The sequence below is a fragment of the Shewanella sp. DNRA4 genome (genome assembly GCF_012843185.1).
GTDB classification, from domain to species: domain Bacteria; phylum Pseudomonadota; class Gammaproteobacteria; order Enterobacterales; family Shewanellaceae; genus Shewanella; species Shewanella xiamenensis.
In genome coordinates this window covers 1-22,323 of record NZ_JABAIP010000010.1, presented here as the reverse complement: position 1 = coordinate 22,323, position 22,323 = coordinate 1, and the positions used below count along the sequence as shown (strand labels likewise).

At 45.3% G+C, this 22,323-nt stretch carries 21 protein-coding genes and 1 pseudogene; 7 read left to right on the top strand and 15 right to left on the bottom strand.

Translation table 11 applies throughout. From position 1 onward, the window contains the following. Nucleotides 1-15: 15 nt before the first annotated feature. Nucleotides 16-408 carry a hypothetical protein gene (locus HG547_RS11960; RefSeq protein ID WP_037418057.1) on the top strand — a complete coding sequence of 131 codons (393 nt, stop codon included), beginning with the start codon at nucleotides 16-18 and terminating at the stop codon, nucleotides 406-408. Here HG547_RS11960 and HG547_RS11955 read toward each other — a convergent pair. Together HG547_RS11955 and HG547_RS11950 are read right to left on the bottom strand one after the other, a co-directional pair. Next, a complete protein-coding gene (locus HG547_RS11955) occupies nucleotides 405-1,340 on the bottom strand; it encodes an ATP-binding protein (RefSeq protein WP_169547952.1) in 936 nt (311 codons plus the stop codon). The genes HG547_RS11960 and HG547_RS11955 overlap by 4 nt on opposite strands. Further along, complete coding sequence (locus tag HG547_RS11950) at nucleotides 1,333-1,878, bottom strand: heme NO-binding domain-containing protein (RefSeq protein ID WP_169547951.1); 546 nt, start codon at nucleotides 1,876-1,878, stop codon at nucleotides 1,333-1,335. The genes HG547_RS11955 and HG547_RS11950 overlap by 8 nt, the downstream gene beginning before the upstream one ends. A 528-nt stretch (nucleotides 1,879-2,406) precedes the next feature. Between HG547_RS11950 and HG547_RS11945 the strand changes: the two genes are divergently transcribed. Beyond that, entirely contained in the window at nucleotides 2,407-3,045 is a 639-nt protein-coding gene (locus tag HG547_RS11945; protein ID WP_169547950.1) for a 3'-5' exonuclease, read from the top strand. Nucleotides 3,046-3,153: 108 nt separating this feature from the next. Here the strand turns inward: HG547_RS11945 and HG547_RS11940 are convergent, their stop codons facing one another. Then, complete coding sequence (locus HG547_RS11940) at nucleotides 3,154-4,194, bottom strand: LacI family DNA-binding transcriptional regulator (RefSeq protein ID WP_037418242.1); 1,041 nt, start codon at nucleotides 4,192-4,194, stop codon at nucleotides 3,154-3,156. Nucleotides 4,195-4,504: 310 nt separating this feature from the next. Continuing rightward, nucleotides 4,505-5,230, bottom strand: coding sequence for a DUF3334 family protein (locus HG547_RS11935; protein WP_047537307.1), 726 nt, complete (start codon nucleotides 5,228-5,230; stop codon nucleotides 4,505-4,507). 342 nt (nucleotides 5,231-5,572) lie between these two features. On the opposite strand from HG547_RS11935, the gene HG547_RS11930 reads away from it, so the two are divergent. The 5 genes from HG547_RS11930 (at nucleotide 5,573) to crr (ending at nucleotide 10,410) form a co-directional block, all read left to right on the top strand. Further along, entirely contained in the window at nucleotides 5,573-7,210 is a 1,638-nt protein-coding gene (locus HG547_RS11930; protein WP_169547949.1) for a methyl-accepting chemotaxis protein, read from the top strand. Nucleotides 7,211-7,419: 209 nt separating this feature from the next. Beyond that, nucleotides 7,420-7,815 carry an ACT domain-containing protein gene (locus HG547_RS11925; protein ID WP_037418252.1) on the top strand — a complete coding sequence of 132 codons (396 nt, stop codon included), beginning with the start codon at nucleotides 7,420-7,422 and terminating at the stop codon, nucleotides 7,813-7,815. 23 nt (nucleotides 7,816-7,838) lie between these two features. Continuing rightward, complete coding sequence (locus HG547_RS11920; protein WP_037418255.1) at nucleotides 7,839-8,096, top strand: HPr family phosphocarrier protein; 258 nt, start codon at nucleotides 7,839-7,841, stop codon at nucleotides 8,094-8,096. Between the two features lie 29 nt (nucleotides 8,097-8,125). Beyond that, nucleotides 8,126-9,829, top strand: a complete 1,704-nt coding sequence (ptsP, locus tag HG547_RS11915) for a phosphoenolpyruvate--protein phosphotransferase (RefSeq protein ID WP_169547948.1) — start codon at nucleotides 8,126-8,128, stop codon at nucleotides 9,827-9,829. Between the two features lie 71 nt (nucleotides 9,830-9,900). Further along, on the top strand, nucleotides 9,901-10,410 hold the full coding sequence (crr, locus tag HG547_RS11910) for a PTS glucose transporter subunit IIA (protein WP_037418261.1): 510 nt from the start codon (nucleotides 9,901-9,903) through the stop codon (nucleotides 10,408-10,410). 162 nt (nucleotides 10,411-10,572) lie between these two features. On the opposite strand, the gene HG547_RS11905 is transcribed toward crr, so the two are convergent. The 11 genes and pseudogenes from HG547_RS11905 to HG547_RS11855 all read right to left on the bottom strand — a co-directional run bounded on the left by HG547_RS11905 (nucleotide 10,573) and on the right by HG547_RS11855 (nucleotide 22,204). Continuing rightward, nucleotides 10,573-10,899 (bottom strand): hypothetical protein, encoded by a 327-nt coding sequence (locus tag HG547_RS11905; RefSeq protein ID WP_169547947.1) that lies wholly within the window; start codon nucleotides 10,897-10,899, stop codon nucleotides 10,573-10,575. A 138-nt stretch (nucleotides 10,900-11,037) separates the two neighbouring features. Next, entirely contained in the window at nucleotides 11,038-11,625 is a 588-nt protein-coding gene (locus HG547_RS11900; RefSeq protein WP_169547946.1) for a cytochrome c3 family protein, read from the bottom strand. Between the two features lie 8 nt (nucleotides 11,626-11,633). After that, nucleotides 11,634-12,119 carry a nitrate reductase cytochrome c-type subunit gene (locus HG547_RS11895; protein ID WP_169547945.1) on the bottom strand — a complete coding sequence of 162 codons (486 nt, stop codon included), beginning with the start codon at nucleotides 12,117-12,119 and terminating at the stop codon, nucleotides 11,634-11,636. Nucleotides 12,120-12,129: 10 nt separating this feature from the next. After that, nucleotides 12,130-14,619, bottom strand: a complete 2,490-nt coding sequence (napA, locus tag HG547_RS11890; RefSeq protein WP_169548034.1) for a nitrate reductase catalytic subunit NapA — start codon at nucleotides 14,617-14,619, stop codon at nucleotides 12,130-12,132. Nucleotides 14,620-14,621: 2 nt separating this feature from the next. Further along, a complete protein-coding gene (locus HG547_RS11885) occupies nucleotides 14,622-14,879 on the bottom strand; it encodes a chaperone NapD (RefSeq protein WP_037418275.1) in 258 nt (85 codons plus the stop codon). A gap of 43 nt (nucleotides 14,880-14,922) precedes the next feature. Beyond that, a complete protein-coding gene (locus HG547_RS11880; RefSeq protein ID WP_011716898.1) occupies nucleotides 14,923-15,081 on the bottom strand; it encodes a nitrate reductase in 159 nt (52 codons plus the stop codon). 705 nt (nucleotides 15,082-15,786) lie between these two features. After that, nucleotides 15,787-19,668, bottom strand: a complete 3,882-nt coding sequence (gene hrpA, locus HG547_RS11875; protein WP_169547944.1) for an ATP-dependent RNA helicase HrpA — start codon at nucleotides 19,666-19,668, stop codon at nucleotides 15,787-15,789. A gap of 114 nt (nucleotides 19,669-19,782) precedes the next feature. Further along, entirely contained in the window at nucleotides 19,783-20,199 is a 417-nt protein-coding gene (locus HG547_RS11870) for a CBS domain-containing protein (protein WP_037418282.1), read from the bottom strand. A 294-nt stretch (nucleotides 20,200-20,493) separates the two neighbouring features. Continuing rightward, a complete protein-coding gene (locus HG547_RS11865) occupies nucleotides 20,494-20,943 on the bottom strand; it encodes a low molecular weight protein-tyrosine-phosphatase (RefSeq protein WP_169547943.1) in 450 nt (149 codons plus the stop codon). 186 nt (nucleotides 20,944-21,129) lie between these two features. Further along, nucleotides 21,130-21,753: pseudogene (locus HG547_RS11860) on the bottom strand (DUF4113 domain-containing protein); the annotation flags it as partial. A gap of 43 nt (nucleotides 21,754-21,796) precedes the next feature. After that, on the bottom strand, nucleotides 21,797-22,204 hold the full coding sequence (locus HG547_RS11855; RefSeq protein WP_169547941.1) for a S24 family peptidase: 408 nt from the start codon (nucleotides 22,202-22,204) through the stop codon (nucleotides 21,797-21,799). Between the last annotated feature and the right edge of the window lie 119 nt (nucleotides 22,205-22,323).

The following is a 22,323-nucleotide window of genomic DNA, read 5'->3' as shown; positions in this document are numbered from 1 at the left end:
AGGAGCAAGGAGTTGATGGAACAAACAATGATAAAACTGCAACAGATGCAAGATGTCATCAATTTATTTGATAGCATCAAGCCTGAGGCGCAGTTACCCGCGCAATACTATGAAAGCACACGCTATATTCGTTGGTCTGAATTTGAGGCAATGCAAGTGTATGAGCTTGATTTTGAGCCTTATTTATCAATTGCGGAACGCTGTAACATGCGTTTTTTTACCCTGCATCAGAGCCAGCAACGTGTATACCTTGCTCATTTGAATGATGCTGGCCATGCACCAAGATGGGAAGCCCGACCACTATTATTATCTCAGTTGCGTGATACCGAGTTGATGACATCTCTTATGCAAGATCACGCCTATCAATTAGGGCTGAAGATCAATCTCGAAGCAAACTACCCTATTTAGATTTTAGCGCTAGACGACATCGAAACCGCTTGTGGATCGATTGGAAAATATATTTTTACCTCAGTTCCCTTGCCTAACTCAGATGCGACGTCAATCGTACAATCGTGCTGACGCAAAATTTGAAGCACAATAGACATTCCCACTCCGGTCCCAGTCCCAACGGGTTTAGTGGTATAAAAGGCATCAAACATTCTTGTGAGGGTATACTCATCCATACCGCAGCCGTTATCAACGACCCTTAAGCATATGCTTGTATCGGATTGGGAGAGGTAAAGCTCTATTGCAGCAGATCTATCATCGACCACACTACAGGCCTGATAAGCATTCACAATAATGTTCATTAATACCTGATTGAGTTCGCCAACATTAAATAAAACCATAGGCACATGAGAAATCTCATTTTTTATCAAAACATTATTAAGCATTGGTCGCAATAATTTAAGGGTAAACTCTAGGGCATCGGCTAATTGAATGTAAGACTTCCCCGTTGAATCTGTTCGAGCAAAAAAGAGTAAATGGTTAACAATATCTTTGATACGCATTAAGCCTTGGCAAGTATCGCTTGCCAGCTCAGGCAAATCCTCTTTGATAAATTGCAGCTTAGCCTGATCAATCTGTTGTTTATCGCCCGCATCAATACTCGCCAATAAGTCCTGAGCATAGCTGGTTAAACTCCTGACATTTGAAAGAATATATGCAAGTGGATTATTAATCTCATGGGCAACCCCAGCAGCCACTGTGCCAAGTGATGCTAATTTCTCCTGCTGAATAATTGATTGTTGTTGCTGCTTAATCAGATCGATTTGTTGCTGTAACAACAGATTTTTCTCATAGAGTTGGCGGGTACTGTCTTCGAGCAACTGCTCCACCTCTTGCCTTGCCCTTTTTTCCCGCAGATAGGCTGCGTAGTAAGAATTTTCGCTGTCAGTCATTTTGTAACTCGATGATTAACATACAATGATCGGCGCCAGTATGCATGCAAGTATCGTGGGTGATCTGGATCTTTTGTTTAAAATGCTCTGCGGCACCAAACAGCAATCCTTCAGCACAAAAACACAGTCGGCGGGGGGATGAGTACCTTAACGCAATTTGATTCTCTGACAAGTGCTGGCCAGTAATATTCGGCAATGAGGGTTCATGGTAGAGCTTATTGACTTCTAAATGGATCACATCGTGGATCCCCATCACTAACGAAGTAAAATCTTCAAAATGTTCAACAACACCAGCGTGGCGTGAGGCCAGTCCATTAAACAGAAACTGACCAAATGCTTTGACTACGTCCTGTATTGGCATATTAAGCCGCTGAGCCACGTCCTGAACAATGCTAAATAACTCGGACTCAGCATAACTTTTGGCAGACACATACACGCGATCCTGAGGAGCATGTTTTTCCAATAAATCGTTCCACACTGACATACCGCACTGAGCCACGACCATATCTTCAAGCACATTAAAAATAATTCCTTTCATACACACCTCATGGGGTGACCAAGTCGAGCTAGCAGGTTAGTGTCACATTTGTCCTATACATTACCTATAAAGTAATAGCAGCAATCTTAATGTTCACCAGTATTTTTATGCGAAGTTGCTAGGGCGTGTTGAATGTTTCTAAACCCAAGTCATCAAGTAATGACGTCATAGCCAAGCCGTTAATAACATCGTCGATAATAACCCTTAGCAGCAGGTCTATTCGTGAAGCGTTACCACTCACTGGTTAAATGTTGATTTAGATACACAGATGCGAACTTGCTTCTCTTTTCTTGAATAAAATCAACAGGAGTATAAGTCGACGTCCATCAATGCAGCATCCTGTTGTACAAGGGTTATTGATGTGCTAAATGCGATTATCGCGCCCTTTATGACAGTAAAAATTGCATCGCAATTTGACAATCTGATGGATAGCCACTTTTGTTTAGTCTAATATGCCACCAACTGTGAAATAGGCCATGCAACAAACGCATATTACAAACATTGCCATACCAATAAGTAGTCACTTTTATGCCTAAAACACCCGCCCACTCGCCCGCTAATACCCTTGTGGTCCTCGATTTTGAAACCTCGGGTCTTTCGCCCAGTCAAGGTGCTCGAGCTATTGAGATTGGGGCGGTATTGATTGAACAGGGCCAAATCACTGCGCGTTTTTCAGAATTAATGAATCCAGGTTTTCGGATAAACACCTTTATTGAAGATTACACCGGGATCAGCAATCAAATGCTGTCACGTGCAGCGCCCTGCGCCGAGGTAATGTCACGATTTGCCAAGTTTATCGGCAAGCACCATTTGGTTGCCCATAATGCCGCATTCGATCAGCGGTTTCTTGATGCTGAATTTGCTCAAATTGGTCACCAATATTCCGGCCAGTTTGGCTGTTCTCTCCTGTTGGCAAGGCGCTTGTACCCAGAGGCCATTAATCATCAACTGGCAACGTTAGTACGCTATAAACAACTGCCGACCGAGGGGACTTTTCACCGCGCGCTTGCTGATGCGGAAATGACGGGACACTTATGGCTACGAATGTTAGCGGATCTGAAACAGGACTTTGCAATAGCCGAACCACCCTTCAGTCTAATGCAAAAAGTGATGAGCAAGAGTAAAGCTGAGGTGCCTAAGTTTCTGCGTCAATATGCCAGAGGTTAATCCACTCAGCGTTGACCAGTTTTACACCATACACCAGCCAAACTTGTCATAAAAAGCCAAGTGCTAGCAAACACTTGGCTTAATCGCGTAAATCAATACAGAGACAGCTTAGCCTAGCAATGCGTGGTCAATCCCGCAGGAACTGCGAACGACTAAGGTGGTTGGGATCAATTGAGGGCCTACCGCCTGACCGCGAATAAGCTTGAGCAAACTCTCGACTAAAATCTCACCCGCTAACTGAGTATTTTGTTTGATGGTCGTCAGTGGTGGATTAGCAAAACTTGCCACAGGAATATCATCATAGCCCACCACAGCCACTTGCTCTGGCACTAATATCCCCTTCTCTTTTAAGGCGCGAATGGCACCAATAGCAATCAAATCACTAGCGGCAAAAATCGCATCAAACGTAAGCCTTTTTTCTATTAATGCCATCGCCGCATCATAACCAGCACTTTCGGTGCTAATGGCTGAAATTTGCCGCTCAGCCACCACTGGTAATCCTGCGGTTTGTAAGGCTTTGACATGACCTAAATATCTGTCCCTAAATTCTGGGCTATGACTAGAGGCGTCACCTAAGAAGGCAAAAGCGCTACGGCCAAGGGAAATCAAATGTTCAGTGGCTATCAGGCCACCTTGGTGATTATCACAACCAATGGATAATACGGATTTATTGTTATGCTCGGCGCCCCAAATCACAAAATGAGTATGCTGAGCGAGTAACTTTTCAAGCTTCTGCTCGTAATCCATATAATCGCCGTAGCCCAGCAAAATAATGCCATCAGCTTTATTACTGTCTTCGTAGTCGGCATGCCAATCGCTAGAAAGCTGTTGAAATGAAACGAGTAAATCATACCCCTGTTGCGCAGTTGCCCGTGTTATTGAGCCTAACATCGACAGAAAAAATGGGTTGATAAGGGAATCATCATTAGTCGGGTCTTCACACAATAACAGCGCCAGAGTATGGCTATTTTGGGTACGCAAATTACTGGCGTTTTTATCAACCTTGTAGTTAAGTTCCTTTGCAATTGCTTGGATCCGCTGACGGGTCTCTAAGTTGACAAGCGGGCTATTTCTGAGGGCTCGGGAAACCGTAGACTGGGAAACACCAGCACGATAAGCAATATCAATTGAGGTCGCTTTCGATGCCATAACGGAGGTCACCATAATTATTATTTTGGGGGATACTAAAACAGTTCTAATGACTTGTATAGCCGAAGGGTTTACAACTGTCTAACAAGTTAACCGAGTTAATCTGCTTTAACCTATTGAAAGCTAAACTAACTTAACCGCACACCTTAACGCTGGGTGTTTAACCACGATAATGCGGCTTATGATTGTGTGACTAAAAACACAGACTAGAGAAAATAAATGCTTCAAAAAAAACGCTAACGCTATTCACAGCTTTGCATTCACTAATAATTAGCTGAGTCGCATTTATTTTCTCTTAACCAGATAGAAGTTAAATCCCTAATTCATCGAGTAAATCATCGGCGTCCACATTGGTATGATGTTGACTTATCGCGGGCTTGTCCGCCATTCGGCTCCAAGGAGTGCTTTCAACATTTGAAGCTTGCGTCCCACTCACGCCGTGCTGTTCGAGTAAGCTATCAGGGTCAAACTCCTCATCATATTCAAACTCATCCAGTTTGATAAACTCGGTCTTATCCATCGCAAATTCAAGGTAGAAAATGTGATTATTTTCGGTTTTAAAGGACACTCGCCTTGCTACGGCATCATCCAAGTTTGCATCAATAGAGATAGTCAACTCTTTGTTTATCGTTAACATTTTTGGCTGACTTTGGCTGATGGAAGTTTGTAGTTCCTTAGAGACTTTATTAATAAAGTCACCTAAGATTTGGTTCATTAACTCCCCCATCACATTACCAACTTCATCAGAAGTATGGGAAAAGGCTAATTCCTCTTCAGGCATGCCCATATTGAGCATATAGCGACGGTAGATTTCGATAGCCGCAGCAGCGGAAAAGTTAATAACAACAAGCCCTGAAAATCCCCCATCAAAAATCGAAAAACATCCTAAGTCGGGTTTTAAGCGGGTACGGGTAATACTTTGTACCATACCAGCATGGCTCACATGGCTTGCGCTGGTACTCGATAATACATGGGCAACAGAGTGGCATAACTTCAACAATATATCGTCAGAAGTCACAATCGTATTTGTAGTCATAATTGATTCTCAAACATAACAGTTGATTAATCTTGCGCGTAAAACGGTAAAAAATCAAAATTAAAACAACTAATTAGATATAGTTATCATGATTGAATTTGTTAATAAATGGTAAGTTGTTGAATTTAATAAATACTTCATCACATGCGATTAGACTGATGAAATATCCTCAAAATAAGCCATAAAATCACCACTCAGGAGAAGGCCTGCAAAGATCCTGCTTAAGATCAAAGAAACCCCATATTGTTTACCAGTTTATATGAAATTTAACCCGCTAATATTCTATTAAAAAACATTCGCAGGTATATTGTTGAACATTATTTTTGCGCCCGAGGACTCCAGATGATCACTTTTTTGCGCCAATTCACCATTTTAAAACGTCTAATGATGATGTTAGTGATGGCGGCCATTGGAACTGTTTGTTTTGCAAGTTTTTCGATTAAAGAACAATACAGTAATTTGATCGAACAAAAATGGTTACAAATCGATGGTCAACTTGGCAGTATCCTCAGTGTGATAGACGTTTATCGCCAAGATGCTGTTAACGGTAAAATGAGCGAGCAAGAGGCTCAAAAAGCTGCTGCGAACCTCATTAACCAAACCCGTTATGCCGGGGTTGGTTACTTTATTCTGATTGATGACAACAACCAAATCCTAGCCCATGGTGAAAATGCCAGCCTAATCGGTACCTCTGCACAAAATTTCACACTCCCCAATGGCACTAATCCGCTGACTACGATGCTGTCTCAAGCTCGGCAACATGACAAAGCCATGCTGGAATATCCGATTGCTAATCCTGTTTCAAAAATTGTTGAGGACAAATTGGCCGAAGCCCGCTACTACCCACAATGGGGCTGGACTGTGATCACAGGGGCTTATCTCAGTGACGTAAAAGATAGTCTTTACAATGTGATGATCGACTATCTGATTATCATGCTTTTGATTTCTGTACCTATTTTTGCATTTTTCCTTGTTCTTAATCATTCGATTACCTCACCATTGAATGATGCTATTGAAGCCCTTGAAGATATCGCTCAAGGCGAAGGCGACTTAAGCCAGCGTTTAAGCACTCAAGGCAAAGATGAAGTTGCTCATCTCGCCCAAGCCTTTAACCTTTTCGCCCAAAAAATTGGCGATATGGTGGGACATTTGCAACCCCTAGGAAAATCGCTCGACAACGATGCTAAACAGTTAATGCTTGCCGTTGAGGAGTCGAACCAAAGTGCAGAACATATTCACCGTGAAACCGGTAGCGTAGCAACGGCAGTTAATCAAATGCTGTCTACGACCCATGAGATGGCGAGCAATACCCAGCAGGCCGCAGATGCCGCCACCAGTGTGAAAAATCAGGCTCAGCAAAGTAAAGCTGTGATTGACAATACCGTGCGCGATACAGAGAAGTTGGTCCAAGAGCTGAAAGCATCAGAAGCAATCACTCAAAAATTGGGACAAGCCTCTGGTCAAATTGGCAGTATTTTGGATGTGATTCGGAGCATTGCTGAACAAACCAATTTGTTGGCACTTAATGCCGCCATTGAAGCTGCTCGTGCGGGTAGTCATGGCCGAGGATTTGCCGTTGTCGCAGATGAAGTAAGAGCCTTAGCCAATCGCACCCAAGACTCGACCAATGAGATCCAAAAAATTATCTCTGAAATTCAAACCGGTGTGGACTCTGTGATGCAAAGCAATAGCCAAACACAACATCAATCAGAAGAATTGCAAGCTAAGGCTCAAGAGGCTGGGCAAGCCATGGCCGCAATTCTGGGGCTAATTGCCCACATCAGCGATATGAACACTCAGTTAGCGAGTGCGACAGAAGAGCAATCCCTCGTGACAGAGGAAATTAACCGTAATATCTGTAATATTTCAGAGCTAACCGAAGTGTCTGTAAAAGCCAATGACAGTAATAGCCGAGCAGCACAATCATTACAGGATATTAGCCAGGATATGTCCCATACCTTAGGACAATTTAAAATCTAACCTAGCGAATGTTTTCAATAGCAAACAAGAGGACGTATTAAAACGTCCTCTCTTCCTTTAAAATTAGCTAATGAAACGACACAATCAACCCGAACATACGAAATGCAGGCGGATTGAGGATGAAGTTGAGAACCATGTCCTTTAAACAGGAATCCATGTTATAAGGTAAACTCCTAACTTGCATTCACCTCGCCAAAGGAGAACCGCCTATGCGTATGACCTTAGCCGTACATACCCGGCAATATACCATTCACAGTTTTAGCCCTAAGGCGCAAATTCCTACCGAAGTTTTTGCTGAAGAAGTGTATTTTATCTGCAAAACAGAAGAAGGTTTGACCTTGGTTGTGCCTAGTGAGCTTGCGCTTGATAGCTTAGAGCAAGAAACTAACTGGAGCTGTCTAGAAGTGTTAGGCCCTCTAGGATTTTCATTAACGGGTATTTTATCGAAAATTGCCAGCACCTTAGCCGATGTGCAAATCAGTATTTTCGCCCTTTCAACCTTTGATACTGACTATATTCTCGTGAAGAAAAATTGCCTCCAAGGCGCCATTGCTGCCTTAAAAAAGGCCGGTTATAAGATTATAGAGTCGAACGAAGCGCCATAATATTCATAAAGAGTTAAACCACTATGTACGAAAAATCTGTCACTATCACCGCAAAACATGGTATTCATACCCGCCCTGCGGCACTATTGGTGAAAGAAGCAAAGACCTTCGATTGCGACGTTTTGGTTGAATGTAACGGCAAGCAAGCCAGTGCTAAGAGCTTATTTAAGCTACAAACATTAGGTTTATACCATGGTGTCACTGTCAGGGTTTTCGCCGAGGGAGAGCAGGCGCAGGAAGCCGTCGAAAAAGTCTCGGCCTTGTTAATCACCTTAAGTTAGCGAACCGCCCAACATCATTAGGAATGACTATGTCGATAACGGGGATTATTGTGTCATCGGGTATAGCCTTCGGTAAGGCTTTACACCTTAATCATTGCGAAAACCACCTCGACTATCGCCCAATTCCGCTCTCTAGGCTCCCGCAGCAACAAAGTAAGTTTCTTAAGGCATTACAAACACTGAAACAACAGCTCAGTCTAAGCCAAACTAAGCTCGATCCTGACAGTGAAAACTACCAACTGATTGAAGCCGATTTATTACTCCTTGATGATGAAGAACTGATAGAACAAGTCAAAGAAGCCATTCGCACCTTACAACTTTCCGCCAGTGTTGCTGTTGAGCGAATATTTGCCCATCAAGCCAATGAACTCGAGTCCCTAGACGATCCCTATTTAGCCAATCGTGCCCAAGACGTTCGATGCCTTGGCCAGCGCATAGTCACCGCGATTAATGGCCGTTTGGACCAAGGTTTAACTCACCTGAGCGAACCGACGATACTGCTAGCACAGGATCTCACCCCAGCAGAATTTGCCTTGCTCCCTAAAGAGCACATCAGCGGTATTGTGCTTAAAACCGGTGGACTCACCAGTCATACCGCTATTTTGGCCCGTGCAGCAGGTATACCCGCTATTTTAAGTTGTCAGTTCGATGCAGAGCTCACCCCTAATGGCACCCCATTAGTGCTCGATGCAATAAGTGGAGCGCTTTATGTCAATCCGGAGCCTGAGCAACAAGCTCGTTTAACCGTGACCCTGCACCATGAACAAGCAAGACGTCAGGCACTTCAAGCTTATCGCGATGTTCCGGCTCAAACACAGGACGGACATCAGGTTCGCCTGCTGGCAAACGTCGGCAATTTGAATGAGATCACCCATGTCAAAGATGAAGGGGCCGATGGAATAGGCTTATTCCGCACTGAATTTATGTTAATGCATACCAGCACCCTGCCGGATGAAAAAGCCCAGTACAATCTTTACTGCGAGGCACTGCATGCTCTAGGTGGTAAAACTTTTACGATCAGAACCTTAGATATTGGCGCCGATAAAGAACTCCCCTGTTTATGCCAAGACATAGAAGATAATCCCGCCTTAGGACAACGTGGGGTGAGATACACCTTAGCGCACCCAGAATTATTTAAGACCCAACTTCGTGCCATTTTACGGGCAGCAAATCACGGTCCAATTCGCTTAATGTTTCCTATGGTCAATCAAGTCGAAGAGTTGGATGAGATATTTACGCTTATCGCCGAATGCCAGGATGCCCTCGAAGACGAAGAAAAAGGCTATGGTGAACTGAGTTATGGCATAGTGGTAGAAACGCCCGCGGCGGTGTTGAATTTAGCCTCTATGCTACCAAGGCTGGATTTTGTCAGCATAGGCACCAATGATTTAACGCAATATGCCATGGCAGCAGACCGCACCAACCCACAACTGACACGGGATTACCCTTCCCTTTCACCTGCGATTTTAAGCTTGATAAACATGACAATCATTCAAGCCAAAGCAGCCGAGGTCACAGTATCACTCTGTGGTGAATTAGCCAGCTCGCCACACATCGCTCCGCTACTCGTGGGAATGGGGCTGGATGAACTCAGCGTTAACTTAAGTTCATTACTAGAAGTGAAAGCAGCCATTTGCCAAGGTGAACTGGCGAAATTTTCTGCGTTAGCGCACACTGCGATGCAGCAAAATAGAATTTCAGATCTGCAACAGTGTATAACAAACTGTAAATAGTACATTTAATTGGTTATGCTGCTTTACAGACCAACACAGAACAACAAAAACAAGCAAAGGGGCACCACATTATGGGATTTTTAAGCCGCATAAGGCGATTGGTATCAGGACAGCCACAACTTGCAGGTGGCATTATGGTCTACGCCCCCGTCAATGGGGAAATAGTCGCGATTGAAAAAGTTCCCGATGTCGTTTTTGCAGAAAAAATTGTCGGTGATGGCATTGCTATCGCGCCTAAGGGCGACACGATTGTTGCGCCGATTGATGGTACTATCGGTAAAATATTCGAAACTAATCATGCCTTTAGTATTGAATCACCTCAAGGATTAGAACTATTTGTTCACTTTGGTGTTGGTACTGTCGAGCTAAGAGGGCGTGGCTTTAGTCGTTTAGCCGAAGAAGGTCAAGAGGTCAAAGTAGGCGATCCGATTTTGTCATTTGATATTGAGTATCTTAAAGACCAAGTAGACAGCTTACTCACGCCCGTGGTGCTTGCCAATATGGAAGATGTGAAGTATTTAGACAAAGCTCAGGGGAGTGTCACCGCGGGCAAAGATCCTATTTTTACGGTGCAACTTTAACAATTAATCCAGTGTTAATTAGCAGTCCATTTAAGATCCATACCTTAGCTAATCCCCTTTTCTTCGTTAATCATACCGCTGGTAGTTTGCTGATACTGCCAGTGGTCACATTCGCAGCATTAACCAAAGCAAAAACAGCAGCACCTCAAACAGCTAATCGACCTAATATCCATTAATAGTGATAAATTCAGTATTTTCGATAATAGGTAATTGGCCTAACTGTGATAATTCTTGTTTGAGTTTACTCATCATATCCATCTGTTTAGCTGAAGGCGGTAAATGTATTTTAACAATCCGTATAGCCGCGATGGACTTATAGTCAATCACCCGTCTTACAAATACGCAGTCTTTTGCCTGTATTTGAGATATCACTTCATCTGATACTTCATAATCCAATGGAAAATCAGCCTCACCTACCAGTCGTAATTGTAGGTAAACACTGTGTGACGCTAAAAGACTAATGCATTCACGCCATTTGGTATTGTTCATCACAACTCGTTGTCGTTATCTTTAATGCTGAATAGTATATATTTTTCAGATAGATAAATCATAGATTGCAATCTAAAAATAAAAGGCCAAGTGTGGAGAGCACTTGGCCTTTGACTGGAGATGAAATATTACACGCGATTAAAAACCTTCAACGCCCGCCATATCGGGAAGATGATGGGCAATACCTTTGTGGCAATCAATACAGGTCTTCTCACCACTGGCCAGCGATGTGGAGTGCATCTGCGCGGCGCGTGGTGACTGCCTGGTAAAGTCCATATAGGTAAAGTTATGGCAATTTCGACACTCGAGCGAGTCATTTGCCTTTAACCTTGCCCATTCATGTTCAGCCAGCTCGCGACGTTTACTCTCAAACTTTTCGCGGGTATTGATGGTACCAAACACTTTACCCCACACTTCTTTCGATGCCTGCATCTTACGGGCAATTTTATCGGTCCAGTTGTGCGGCACATGGCAGTCAGGGCAAGTTGCACGCACCCCACTACGGTTAGTGAAATGGATAGTCGACTGTAACTCTTGGTAGACGTTATTTTCCATTTCATGACAACCAATACAAAAGGCTTCTCTGTTCGTAGCTTCAAGCGCAGTGTTAAAGCCCCCCCAAAAGAACACCCCTGCCACAAAGCCACCTAAGGTTAAAAACCCTAAACTGTAGTGCACACTCGGACGATTGAGAACTTGCCAGATCTTTTTAAGTTTATCTAACATGCTGACTCCTAGTGTTTTTTCTGCTCAGTGTTCGCTTTAATCAGATGATCCATATCCACAAAGTCGTTCTCGACCAGTAATTTGGCATCCAGTTGCGGCACATGGCACTGAGTACAGAAATAACGCCTTGGTGAAAGCTCAGCTAAAAAGTTGTTATCCCTATCCATATAATGGGTCACGCTCACCATGGGTGCTTGCGAATCTCCAGTGCGTTGTCTTGCATGGCACGCCATACATTTATTGACCTTAAGATCGAGCTGATAGCCATCGATCTTATGCGGGATCACGGGTGGCTGCATTGGGTAGTTACGCACCTCTTTGATATCTTTATTCAGCACCGCTTGCATCGCGGGCGATGTTGGCTCAACGTTAATCGGCGCCTGACGTAAGGTATCGATCTTATCCTCAGGAATACTGGCTGCAGTCACACTGGTCATCATCAGGGCTGAAAAGGCAAGCGCACTAAATGCTGAAGCTAATTTGTATGTTTTCATCCTGTACTCCTTATACCTTGACGATTTTCACGGCGCATTTCTTAAAGTCGGTTTGTTTCGACAGCGGATCTGTCGCATCCAAGGTGACTTTATTAATGAGCTGACTGGCATCAAACCAAGGTACAAACACCAAACCCACTGGCGGCTTGTTACGACCACGGGTTTCGACACGGGTTTTGATTTCACCACGGCGAGACACGACTCGAACTTCATCACCACGGCGTAAACCACGTTTTTTGGCATCTTCTGGATGCATAAAACACACAGCATCGGGGAAGGCACGGTAAAGCTCAGGCACACGTTGGGTCATCGAGCCCGAATGCCAGTGTTCAAGTACACGACCCGTGGATAACCAAATATCGAACTCTTCATCAGGAGACTCTGCTGGTGGCTCATAGGGCAGCGCAAAAATCACCGCACGGCCATCAGGATGTCCATAAAACTCAAAGCCTTTACCCGATTTTACATAGGGATCCGTTCCCTCACGGAAACGCCATTGGGTTTCTTTGCCATTAACAACTGGCCAGCGAAGGCCATGGGCTTCGTGATAAGCATCAAACGGGGCCAAATCGTGACCATGACCACGACCAAAGGTGGCATATTCTTCAAACAACCCTTTTTGAACATAGAAGCCGAAATGTTTCGCTTCATTGTTCAGATACTTAGGATCAGTATCTGCCAACGGGAACTTATCGACATTGCCGTTTTGGTACAGCACTTCAAAGAGGGTTTTGCCTTTAAATTGCGGGTTTGCGGCTAAGACTTCCTTCGGCCAGACTTCGTCGGTGGTGAAGCGTTTAGCAAACTCCATCAACTGCCACAGATCTGAGTGTGATTCGCCCGGCGCCTGCACCATTTGATGCCAAAATTGAGTGCGACGCTCAGCATTACCATAAGCGCCCTCTTTCTCAACCCACATCGCGGTTGGCAGAATTAAGTCCGCAGCTTGAGTCGTCACTGTGGGATACGCATCGGACACCACAATAAAGTTGGCAGGATTGCGATAGCCAGGTAAGCCTTCCTCATTGATGTTCGGGCCAGCCTGCATATTGTTGTTCACTTGTACCCAGTAGCAGTTCAAGTCGCCATCTTTTAAGCGGCGGTTTTGTTCTACGGCGTGATAACCAGGTTTTGGTGGAATAATACCGCTGGGGATCTTCCAAATTTCTTCGGCGTGTTTTCGATGCTCAGGGTTAGTTACCACCATATCCGCGGGTAAACGGTGGGAGAACGTCCCGACTTCACGAGCCGTACCGCAGGCAGAAGGCTGACCGGTTAACGAGAATGGGCTATTACCGGGAGTTGAAATCTTACCTGTTAGTAAGTGGATGTTATAAATCAGGTTGTTACACCACACACCACGGGTATGTTGGTTAAAGCCCATGGTCCAGAACGAGGTGACCTTGGTATCGGGATCGGCATAAAGCTTCGCCAATTCGATAAGTTTAGCCTCAGGCACACCCGACATCTTGCTGACCTTCTCCACCGTATATTCGGCGACAAAGGCCTTAAAGGTATCGAAATCAATCGGAGTCGAATCCCCTGCCGTTTTCACGTTTTTGGCTTTCTGCTCCAGCGGATGGGTTGGACGTAAACCATAGCCGATATCCGTGGTACCTTGGCGGAAGTTAACGTGCTTCTTCACAAAGTCCCAGTTTACTTTATCGTTTTGAATGATGTAGTTGGCGATAAAGTTCAGGATGGCTAAGTCAGTTTGCGGCGTAAATACAATCGGTAAATCCGCCAAGTCGAAGGAGCGATGCTCAAACGTCGAGAGTACCGCAACCTTCACATGGGATGCGCTTAAACGGCGGTCAGTCACTCGAGTCCATAGGATAGGATGCATTTCGGCCATGTTGGAGCCCCACAGCACAAAGGCATCGGCCGCTTCCATATCATCGTAACAGCCCATAGGCTCATCGATACCGAAGGTACGCATAAAGCCGACCACGGCTGACGCCATACAGTGACGCGCATTCGGATCAACGTTGTTAGAGCCAAAGCCCGCCTTCATTAGTTTAACCGCGGCATAGCCTTCCCAGACGGTCCACTGGCCCGAGCCAAACATTCCAACTGCGGTAGGACCTTTAGCTTTGAGGGTTTCTTTCCATTTTTGCGCCATGATATCAAAAGCGCTGTCCCAGCTAATGGGAGTAAATTCACCGTGCTTGTCGTACTTGCCATCGGTCATTCTGAGCATTGGCGTGGTCAAACGATCGCTGCCATACATAATTTTCGACAGGAAGTAACCTTTAATACAGTTAAGGCCGCGGTTCACTTCGCTGTTTGCATCGCCGTGGGTCGCAACCACTTTGCCATCACGTGTCGCAACAATCACAGAGCAGCCCGTACCACAGAAACGGCAAGGCGCTTTGTTCCACTCTAATTTGGTTTGCTCTGAGCTAGTAATTAAATTGCTGGCTGATGCCGGCAGCGCTAAGCCTGCGGCGCCCGCTGCTGCAATCACCGCATTGGCTTTAATAAAGTCACGTCTATTCATGTTCATTCTTCACCCTCTTCGAGCTCTTCACTCTGGTGGTAAACCATAGTGGCGGACAAGACGCCAGGAATGGCATTAATCTGTTCGATACCGTCCATCAAGGCACGTTGGGAGTTACCTTCAAGTACAACGACGAGTTTTACTTCGTTATTGACAGAGAGTTCGGCATTCTCAATCGCCATAATGTGTTGCCTAACATCCGCCATCTTATTTGGCATGACTTGCACCACGAGACTTGTGATATGCAGCTCTTTGCTCATCCGACACTCCGCTTTAATTCTGTTGTTATTATTTTGTATTGACTCAACCAGCCCCCGGTGGGCCGGTGAAGATTTGGCTAAACCATATGGCAAATCCCAATCCACTCACCAACAACACGGATAAAAGGGGAGCGAGAAATACGGTTAAAAAGATAAAAATTTTCAGTTCTAAGGATTTTTCTGCTGCGCTGTTAGCACTCATGCGTCCTCCAAGAGGTTCGTTCCTGTGATGGATTACTCTGATCACTACAGGATTTATAGGTATCTCTATTGCATCTTTGATCCACCAATTGATCATAGCGTTAAGGTGTTAACAAACTGTATACCTCAAAATCGGTAAACCCTTTGATGCTTGATCCAGATCATCAATTTGGCGATAGATTTAATTAGATCATGGTTTTTGAGCGTTTTTTCAGATTGTAAACAGGTTGATTAGTTATGTTTTTTTATTAACCAATTGCTAAAGCATGGAAAAGAGATAGGCGTTAGGCAACTAAACCGCACAAAATTTAAACAAAATATTCCTTAAGGAGTATTAGGGGATGGTAAAGGAAGGCACAAATTACCGATTATCTGCAGCGAAATTGGCTTAACATCTTCGTCAAATCGTTAACTCGCTCAAGATATAGCCAAAGTCCCTACCGTATTGGCTAACTGTTTATCAATTAAAAGCCATTAGGGGCCATTCATTCGCTACCTACTTTGCCCTTTGGGGTTAGCCTGTGATAGCCCATAGCAAACAATCACGCCTGCAACAACATGCTGATCGCGGCTAATTATAGTTAGGTGAAAATGAGCAATAAAAAAGCCGAACCCTAAGGTTCGGCTGTTAATGCTAAAGATGACACGTTGTACTTAGCTCACTACTCACTGAATCGACGTATTAATCAGTAATGCATCAACATCATTAACTCAGCAGGATATGGTTTAAGATACGCTTTTCCGAGATAGGATAGGCAGTACCAAGCGCTTGGGCAAAGCAAGACACCCGGTACTCTTCAATCATCCAACGGGCTTCAATCAATTCCGCAGGTACGGGCTGTGAGCGTGGCACCTTAGCAAGTTGAGCCGCTAAAGCCTCTTGCACCTTAGTGATACTCTGCATATGCAAGCGGTCACGGGTCGGATCCACGGGCAACTTGTTGATACGGGTTTCAATCGCCTTTAAGTAACGCGCCACATCGGCTAAACGCTTCCAACCGCAGGCCTCAACAAACCCCTTAAACACTAATTGATCTAATTGGCTTTGAATATCACTCATCGCAAAAGCGATATCTAAGCTGATTTTACCCTTAGTCCGCTTTTTAATGCCTTGGTAGAGCGTCAAAATCTGCTCCACTTTTAGGGCGATTTGCTCGGCGGTAGGGTTCAACTCTTGGCGCACCCAATCCTTGGCTTGCTCGAACTGAGCAGCATCGCGCACATCCAACGCCTTTTCATCGAGCAATTGCTGCACGGCTGCGGCAATGATGTCATCAATCAGAATTTGTACTTGGCCAAATGGATTGAAATACATCGCCAGTTTTGCCTTGTTTGGCAGTGCCTGTTGAAGGTGTTTTACTGGCGATGGAATATTGAGTAACAGCAGACGACGAAGACCCTGACGATGCGCCGCCTGTGCCTCAAATTCATCATCAAATAATTTGATAGCAACTGAGTCTTTATTGTCAATCAGTGCAGGGAAAGCCCGTACTTGATAGTTGCCCTTACGCTGCTCAAATTGCTTAGGTAAGTCGCCAAAGGACCACTCGGTGAGCGCTTCCTTTTCAATCCCCTTATCCGCCACTTGACGAATCGCCTTAGCGACCACGCCCTGTAACTCGGCCTTTAAGGTATCGAGTACCCGCCCCTGTGCCACTAACTTGCCCTTATCATCCTCAATCTTAAAGTTCATCTGCAAATGCGCGGGCATCTGCGTGACATCAAAATCTTCGGGATTAACGCGCGTACCACTCATAAGCAAAAGCTGTTTGCACATGGCATCGAGTAAACTGGCGCTAAAGGGCTGCATCGCCTGCACGCAGGCGCGGGCATAATCGGGCGCAGGCACAAAATTACGTCTCAGCCCCTTAGGTAAAGACTTAATCAGCGCAACGCATTTCTCCTCACGCATCCCCGCCACGAGCCAATCGAAATCCGTATCATCGATTTGATTGAGTAGCGCCACTGGAATATGCACAGAAACGCCATCATCACTCGCCGCAGGATCAAAGTGATAACTCAGTTGCAAACGGATATTGCCCTTGTGCCAAGTATCGGGGAAATCGAGCGCCGATATGTGATCGGCACTGCGCTGCATCAATAGCGACTTATTAAAATCGAGTAAATCGGGCTGAGTTCGGCGCGCTTCTTTCCACCAGCTAAAGAACTTAGGCGCGTTATAGATGCCTTCGGGAATGCGCGGCTCATAAAAGTCCATCAACACTTGTTCATCGACCAAAATATCGCGGCGACGGGACTTGTGCTCGAGTGCTTCGACGTCTTCCAATAACTTTTGGTTAGCGATAAAAAAGGCTTCTTTGGTCTGTAACTGCCCTTCGGCGAGCGCGCTACGGATAAAGATCTCCCGCGCTTCAACAGGATTAATCGGCCCGTATTGTACGCGGCGGCGATGCACCACGGTCAAACCGTAAAGCACTTGGTTTTCAAAGGCAATCACACTGCCCTGTTTCGCCTCAAAATGCGGCTCTAGGTGATTCTTCTTAATCAGATGCGCCGCTAACGGCTCGAGCCACTCTGGCTCAATTTTGGCGCAGCAGCGGGCAAACAGCTTAGAGGTTTCCATCAGCTCCGCCGCCATAATCCACTTAGGGCCTTTTTTCGCCAGTGGCGAGCCGGGGAACACAAAAAACTTACGGTTACGGGCACCTAAATATTCGTTGTTATTGTCCTTAAAGCCGATATGGCTAAGCAGACCCGATAACAGTGCACGGTGCAGCGCATCGTAGCTGGCTGGAGTGTCGTTTAAACGCCACTTTAAATCGTGAACCGCTTGTTTTAGCTGACTATATAAATCCTGCCATTCGCGCACACGCAGGTAGGCTAAGTACTCGTCGCGGCATTTTTTACGGAACTGGCTGGCGGATAATTCCTTTTGCTGCTCTTTTAAGTGCTGCCAGAGGTTTACCCAACTGACAAAATCAGACTGGGGATCGGCAAAACGGCGATGGGCTTCATCGGACGCCTGCTTTTTATCCATGGGGCGCTCGCGGGGATCTTGAATCGACAGCCCTGAGGCGATCACTAACACCTCATTTAAGCAACCAAGTTGGTGGCTCTCGACCACCATACGCGCTAAACGCGGATCCACCGGGATCTGTGATAGCTGACGCCCAAGCGGCGTTAACACAATATTGCCCTTCTGCTGCTTAACGGCCTGTAATTCCTCAAGCAGTAAGAAGCCATCGCGAATATGGCGTGGATCGGGCGGCTCAATAAAGGGGAACGCGGCAATATCGCCAAGACCGATGGCGAGCATCTGCAAAATCACCGAGGCTAAGTTTGTGCGCAGGATTTCGGGATCGGTAAACGCGGGACGACTGTTAAAATCCGCCTCATCGTATAAACGAATACAAATACCCGGGCCAACACGGCCGCAGCGGCCTTGACGCTGATTGGCACTGGCCTGTGAAATAGGCTCAATAGGTAAACGCTGCACCTTAGTGCGATAACTGTAACGGCTGATCCGCGCAGTCCCAGGGTCAATCACATAACGAATACCTGGCACTGTCAGCGATGTTTCCGCAACGTTAGTCGCAAGCACTATGCGCCTTCCAGTATGGCAGCTAAACACCTTAGACTGCTCGCCGTAGGAGAGGCGTGCATACAGCGGCAAAATCTCGGTATCGCGGTAATTGCGACGATTTAGCTGCTCGGCAGTATCACGAATTTCGCGCTCGCCGTTCATAAAGATCAGAATATCGCCCAAGCCTTCGGCGACTAATTCGTCAACGGCGGCAAAAATCCCTTCGATTTGGTCGAGATCCGCTTCAGTATCTTGCACCAGCGGGCGATAACGGGTTTCCACCGGATAGGTCCGGCCAGAGACTTCGATAATAGGTGCATTATTGAAATGCTTAGAGAAACGTTCAACATCAATAGTCGCCGAGGTGATGATGATCTTAAGATCGGGGCGTTTTTTCAGAATTTGCTTGAGGTAACCCAAGATAAAATCGATGTTGAGGCTACGTTCATGCGCCTCGTCGATAATAATAGTATCGTATTGATCTAAATAACGATCCGAGGTGAGCTCCGCCAGTAAAATCCCGTCGGTCATCAGTTTGATATAGGATTCACTCTTAAGCGCATCGGCAAAACGCACCTTAAAGCCCACTACTTCGCCGAGCGGGCTTTGTAATTCTTCAGCCACCCTTGACGCGACACTGCGCGCTGCCAACCTCCGCGGCTGGGTATGACCAATAAAACCACGGCTGCCTAAGCCCAGTTCTAAACAGATTTTTGGCAACTGCGTGGTTTTACCCGAGCCGGTTTCACCCGCAATGATCACCACTTGGTTTTCACTAATGGCTTTGGCGATGTCTTCGCGCATGCTACTGACGGGCAGATTGTCAGGATAGTTGATCTTAGGGCGAGCCTTCAGGCGCTGCTCTACTTTCTCGAACGCTGCTTGCGCCTGCTCAGCAAGTTTGGCTAATTCTTGTGCTTTTTTGTCAGAATCGGCTTCTTTATTGAGCTTAAATAAACGGCGGCGGATCCGCGAGGCATCACTTTGAAAGCACTGCTGGAGAAAAGCGCTCGATAGCGGATGTTTGTCAGAGTTCAAAACCAAATTCCATTGCTAGCATCGAAAAAGGCGATCCTAGCAAGGAACCTGGTTTATTGGTATGGCTAATTGTTCAAAACACACCGTAAACCGCGGGAAATTAGCCACCCAAATAACAGCTTAAGCGGGCGCAAGATAACATTGCTGCATGTATACATTCATCGCCTTCAACACATTGGTGCGATTGATTGTGCCGATGACTTTGCCATTATCCACCACCGGATAGGTCTTTGGTTTAGCGCCCAGCATCTGCTCCGCGAGTTGTAAAATACTCTCATCAGGACCGACATACAGGACTTCAGTGCGCATACAATCCTTCACCACTGAGGTTAAGTCACAGTGATAGCTGCTCTTTAACATGACAGCTAAGCAGTCTTGCTGGGATAAAAAACCCACTAAATTACCACTGTCATCCACGACAGCTGCACCCATCTTGTTATTATCTAACAGTTTCTCAACCGCAGTAGCCAGTGACATATTTGCACTGAGCAACACAGGCTGACGGTCCATATGGTCGCGTATTTTGATTGAATCCATAGCAATCTCCCCAAACTTACCTGTAACAAACTCACTTAACTGAGCTTTGAGTCTAGTCAAAATCTCGCAAGAGTTAAGCAATTAATATCGATTGAGCTTATCTGACGACTAGGGCATGTTGACGTTTTAAGGTTATAGCGGTAAGAACTGTTTGAGATAGATTTAGTATCCCGAAATAAGCTTAGTTAACGCTTAATGAAATTAATCCAATGATTTTACGTTCTATTGCATAGGTAAGCAGGGGTTGATACTTTGACTCATCGAGGTTCTAAGGTACCTACTCCGCCTTAATCATTAATCTGTGTCATTCGTTTTTCCTGCTAATTGATCTAACAAGCTATCGATACTCTGTTCGAGCAAATCGAGGACTAATTCAAATCCTTGAGTACCGCCATAATAGGGATCGGGGACCTCATCAATTTCACTATTTCCGTAAGACAACATTAGCTGAAGTTTGTATTGATACTCAAGCGGACAACGACTATGTAAATCCACTAAATTACCATTATCGGCTGCTAAAATAAGATCAAAATACTCAAAATCGGCATCAACAATTTGTCTTGCGCGCATACCATCGAAACTTAACCCGCGTTTTATACCCGCAGCTATGGCGCGACTGTCAGGTTTATCTCCTTGGTGATAACCAATGGTGCCAGCAGAATCAACTTCAATATTGAGGCGACGTTCACGAATTTTTGCACGGCAAACGGCCTCAGCCGTGGGCGAACGACAAATATTCCCCATATAAACACAACCAATAAGATAATTAACAACAAAATCAGGTAGTTAACTGCTATTCAAGGTGTTTTTATAGAGAGCATTGAACAAATTTAAATACTATTTTAATCAATTACTTATTTTGATTTTTGGAGAGAGAAAGTGTGAATAATGCTCCTTAATAGGCCAAAACTAGACGTCTATTTCAACTAATCAACACTTAATCTCAGGCAGACAATGCCACTTGGTTGTGTATTGTGGCGTGAGCAAATCGCGGCGCATGGCCCATTTTTGTTCGATACCCTGAGTGGCAATGAATAAGGTGTCTGTGCCATAACGTTGATTGATGCCATCAAGGGTCTTCATTAGCGCTGGCTTGGCTTTTGAGACATTGAATAAATCTAACTGGCCATGCTGGGTGCTGACCACATCAATCAGGCCTACACCGACTTTATAATAACGTACGCAGGCACGGAAAAGTTGAGATGCTGCTTGTGTCATCCCTTGAATAAGCTCAATGCTGCAATAAGTAGCACAAGCAAAGTGCACTAAAGTCTTAAAGCCTGTTGGGGGTTCATCGTAGGGAGAATTACTGGCAAACAACATTGTTTTACAGCTTGAACCTTGCTTGCGCGCTTTCGCTGCGGCAATCGCCACATGTTTACTTAAGGCTCGCAGTAAATCCTCATACTCAGTAATACGCTCACCCACACTACGAGTTGAGAATATTTGCTTCTTATCCGCCCTCGCCTCGTCCCATACTTTGCACTCTTGCCCGTTGAGTTCACGCACAGTGCGTTCTATTTCAATACTAAATTGCTTCCGCGCTAAACCTGCTCGGCACTGCAATAGAAACTATTGGCGTCAACCAAAGTAAACATCAGATATCCGCTAATAATGGACTTTGGCGATGGCAACGAACAGAACGAATAACAACCCCTTCAATCGTAAAATTATCATAGTCGTGAATAGGCTGAGGTTGGTGCTGTTCATTCGATGACAGCAGCATGCGATGCGTTTTATCGAGGATTTTACATACAAATTCACCGTTAAAATTGGCAACAATCACATCACCATGACGCGTGGTTTCCTGGCGGTCAACAATCAATATATCGCCATAAAAAATGCCCACTCCCTGCATTGAGTCACCTTTTGCAACACCAATAAAGGTAGCGTTGGGATGCACAACTAACAGCTCATCAAGACTCAGACCCAACTGACTATATTCAGCTGCAGGGCTTTCGAAGCCAGTGATACCGGCACTGGCATAGATAGGGATAATACGCATAGTCAACACCACTGTTTTTATATAAGGGCTATCCACTTAGCACGACCAACCACTATATATTGTGGTTATCGATTTTTAATTGATTGGTACGTTATCGGCTTAGAACGCACTGCTTGCTC

Coding starts and splice junctions, on each gene's coding strand:
- HG547_RS11960 (WP_037418057.1), top strand. CDS start 16: ATGGAACAAACAATGATAAAACTGCAACAGATGCAAGATGTCATCAAT.
- HG547_RS11955 (WP_169547952.1), bottom strand. CDS start 1,340: ATGACTGACAGCGAAAATTCTTACTACGCAGCCTATCTGCGGGAAAAA.
- HG547_RS11950 (WP_169547951.1), bottom strand. CDS start 1,878: ATGAAAGGAATTATTTTTAATGTGCTTGAAGATATGGTCGTGGCTCAG.
- HG547_RS11945 (WP_169547950.1), top strand. CDS start 2,407: ATGCCTAAAACACCCGCCCACTCGCCCGCTAATACCCTTGTGGTCCTC.
- HG547_RS11940 (WP_037418242.1), bottom strand. CDS start 4,194: ATGGCATCGAAAGCGACCTCAATTGATATTGCTTATCGTGCTGGTGTT.
- HG547_RS11935 (WP_047537307.1), bottom strand. CDS start 5,230: ATGACTACAAATACGATTGTGACTTCTGACGATATATTGTTGAAGTTA.
- HG547_RS11930 (WP_169547949.1), top strand. CDS start 5,573: ATGATCACTTTTTTGCGCCAATTCACCATTTTAAAACGTCTAATGATG.
- HG547_RS11925 (WP_037418252.1), top strand. CDS start 7,420: ATGCGTATGACCTTAGCCGTACATACCCGGCAATATACCATTCACAGT.
- HG547_RS11920 (WP_037418255.1), top strand. CDS start 7,839: ATGTACGAAAAATCTGTCACTATCACCGCAAAACATGGTATTCATACC.
- ptsP (WP_169547948.1), top strand. CDS start 8,126: ATGTCGATAACGGGGATTATTGTGTCATCGGGTATAGCCTTCGGTAAG.
- crr (WP_037418261.1), top strand. CDS start 9,901: ATGGGATTTTTAAGCCGCATAAGGCGATTGGTATCAGGACAGCCACAA.
- HG547_RS11905 (WP_169547947.1), bottom strand. CDS start 10,899: ATGAACAATACCAAATGGCGTGAATGCATTAGTCTTTTAGCGTCACAC.
- HG547_RS11900 (WP_169547946.1), bottom strand. CDS start 11,625: ATGTTAGATAAACTTAAAAAGATCTGGCAAGTTCTCAATCGTCCGAGT.
- HG547_RS11895 (WP_169547945.1), bottom strand. CDS start 12,119: ATGAAAACATACAAATTAGCTTCAGCATTTAGTGCGCTTGCCTTTTCA.
- napA (WP_169548034.1), bottom strand. CDS start 14,619: ATGAATAGACGTGACTTTATTAAAGCCAATGCGGTGATTGCAGCAGCG.
- HG547_RS11885 (WP_037418275.1), bottom strand. CDS start 14,879: ATGAGCAAAGAGCTGCATATCACAAGTCTCGTGGTGCAAGTCATGCCA.
- HG547_RS11880 (WP_011716898.1), bottom strand. CDS start 15,081: ATGAGTGCTAACAGCGCAGCAGAAAAATCCTTAGAACTGAAAATTTTT.
- HG547_RS11870 (WP_037418282.1), bottom strand. CDS start 20,199: ATGGATTCAATCAAAATACGCGACCATATGGACCGTCAGCCTGTGTTG.
- HG547_RS11865 (WP_169547943.1), bottom strand. CDS start 20,943: ATGGGGAATATTTGTCGTTCGCCCACGGCTGAGGCCGTTTGCCGTGCA.
- HG547_RS11855 (WP_169547941.1), bottom strand. CDS start 22,204: ATGCGTATTATCCCTATCTATGCCAGTGCCGGTATCACTGGCTTCGAA.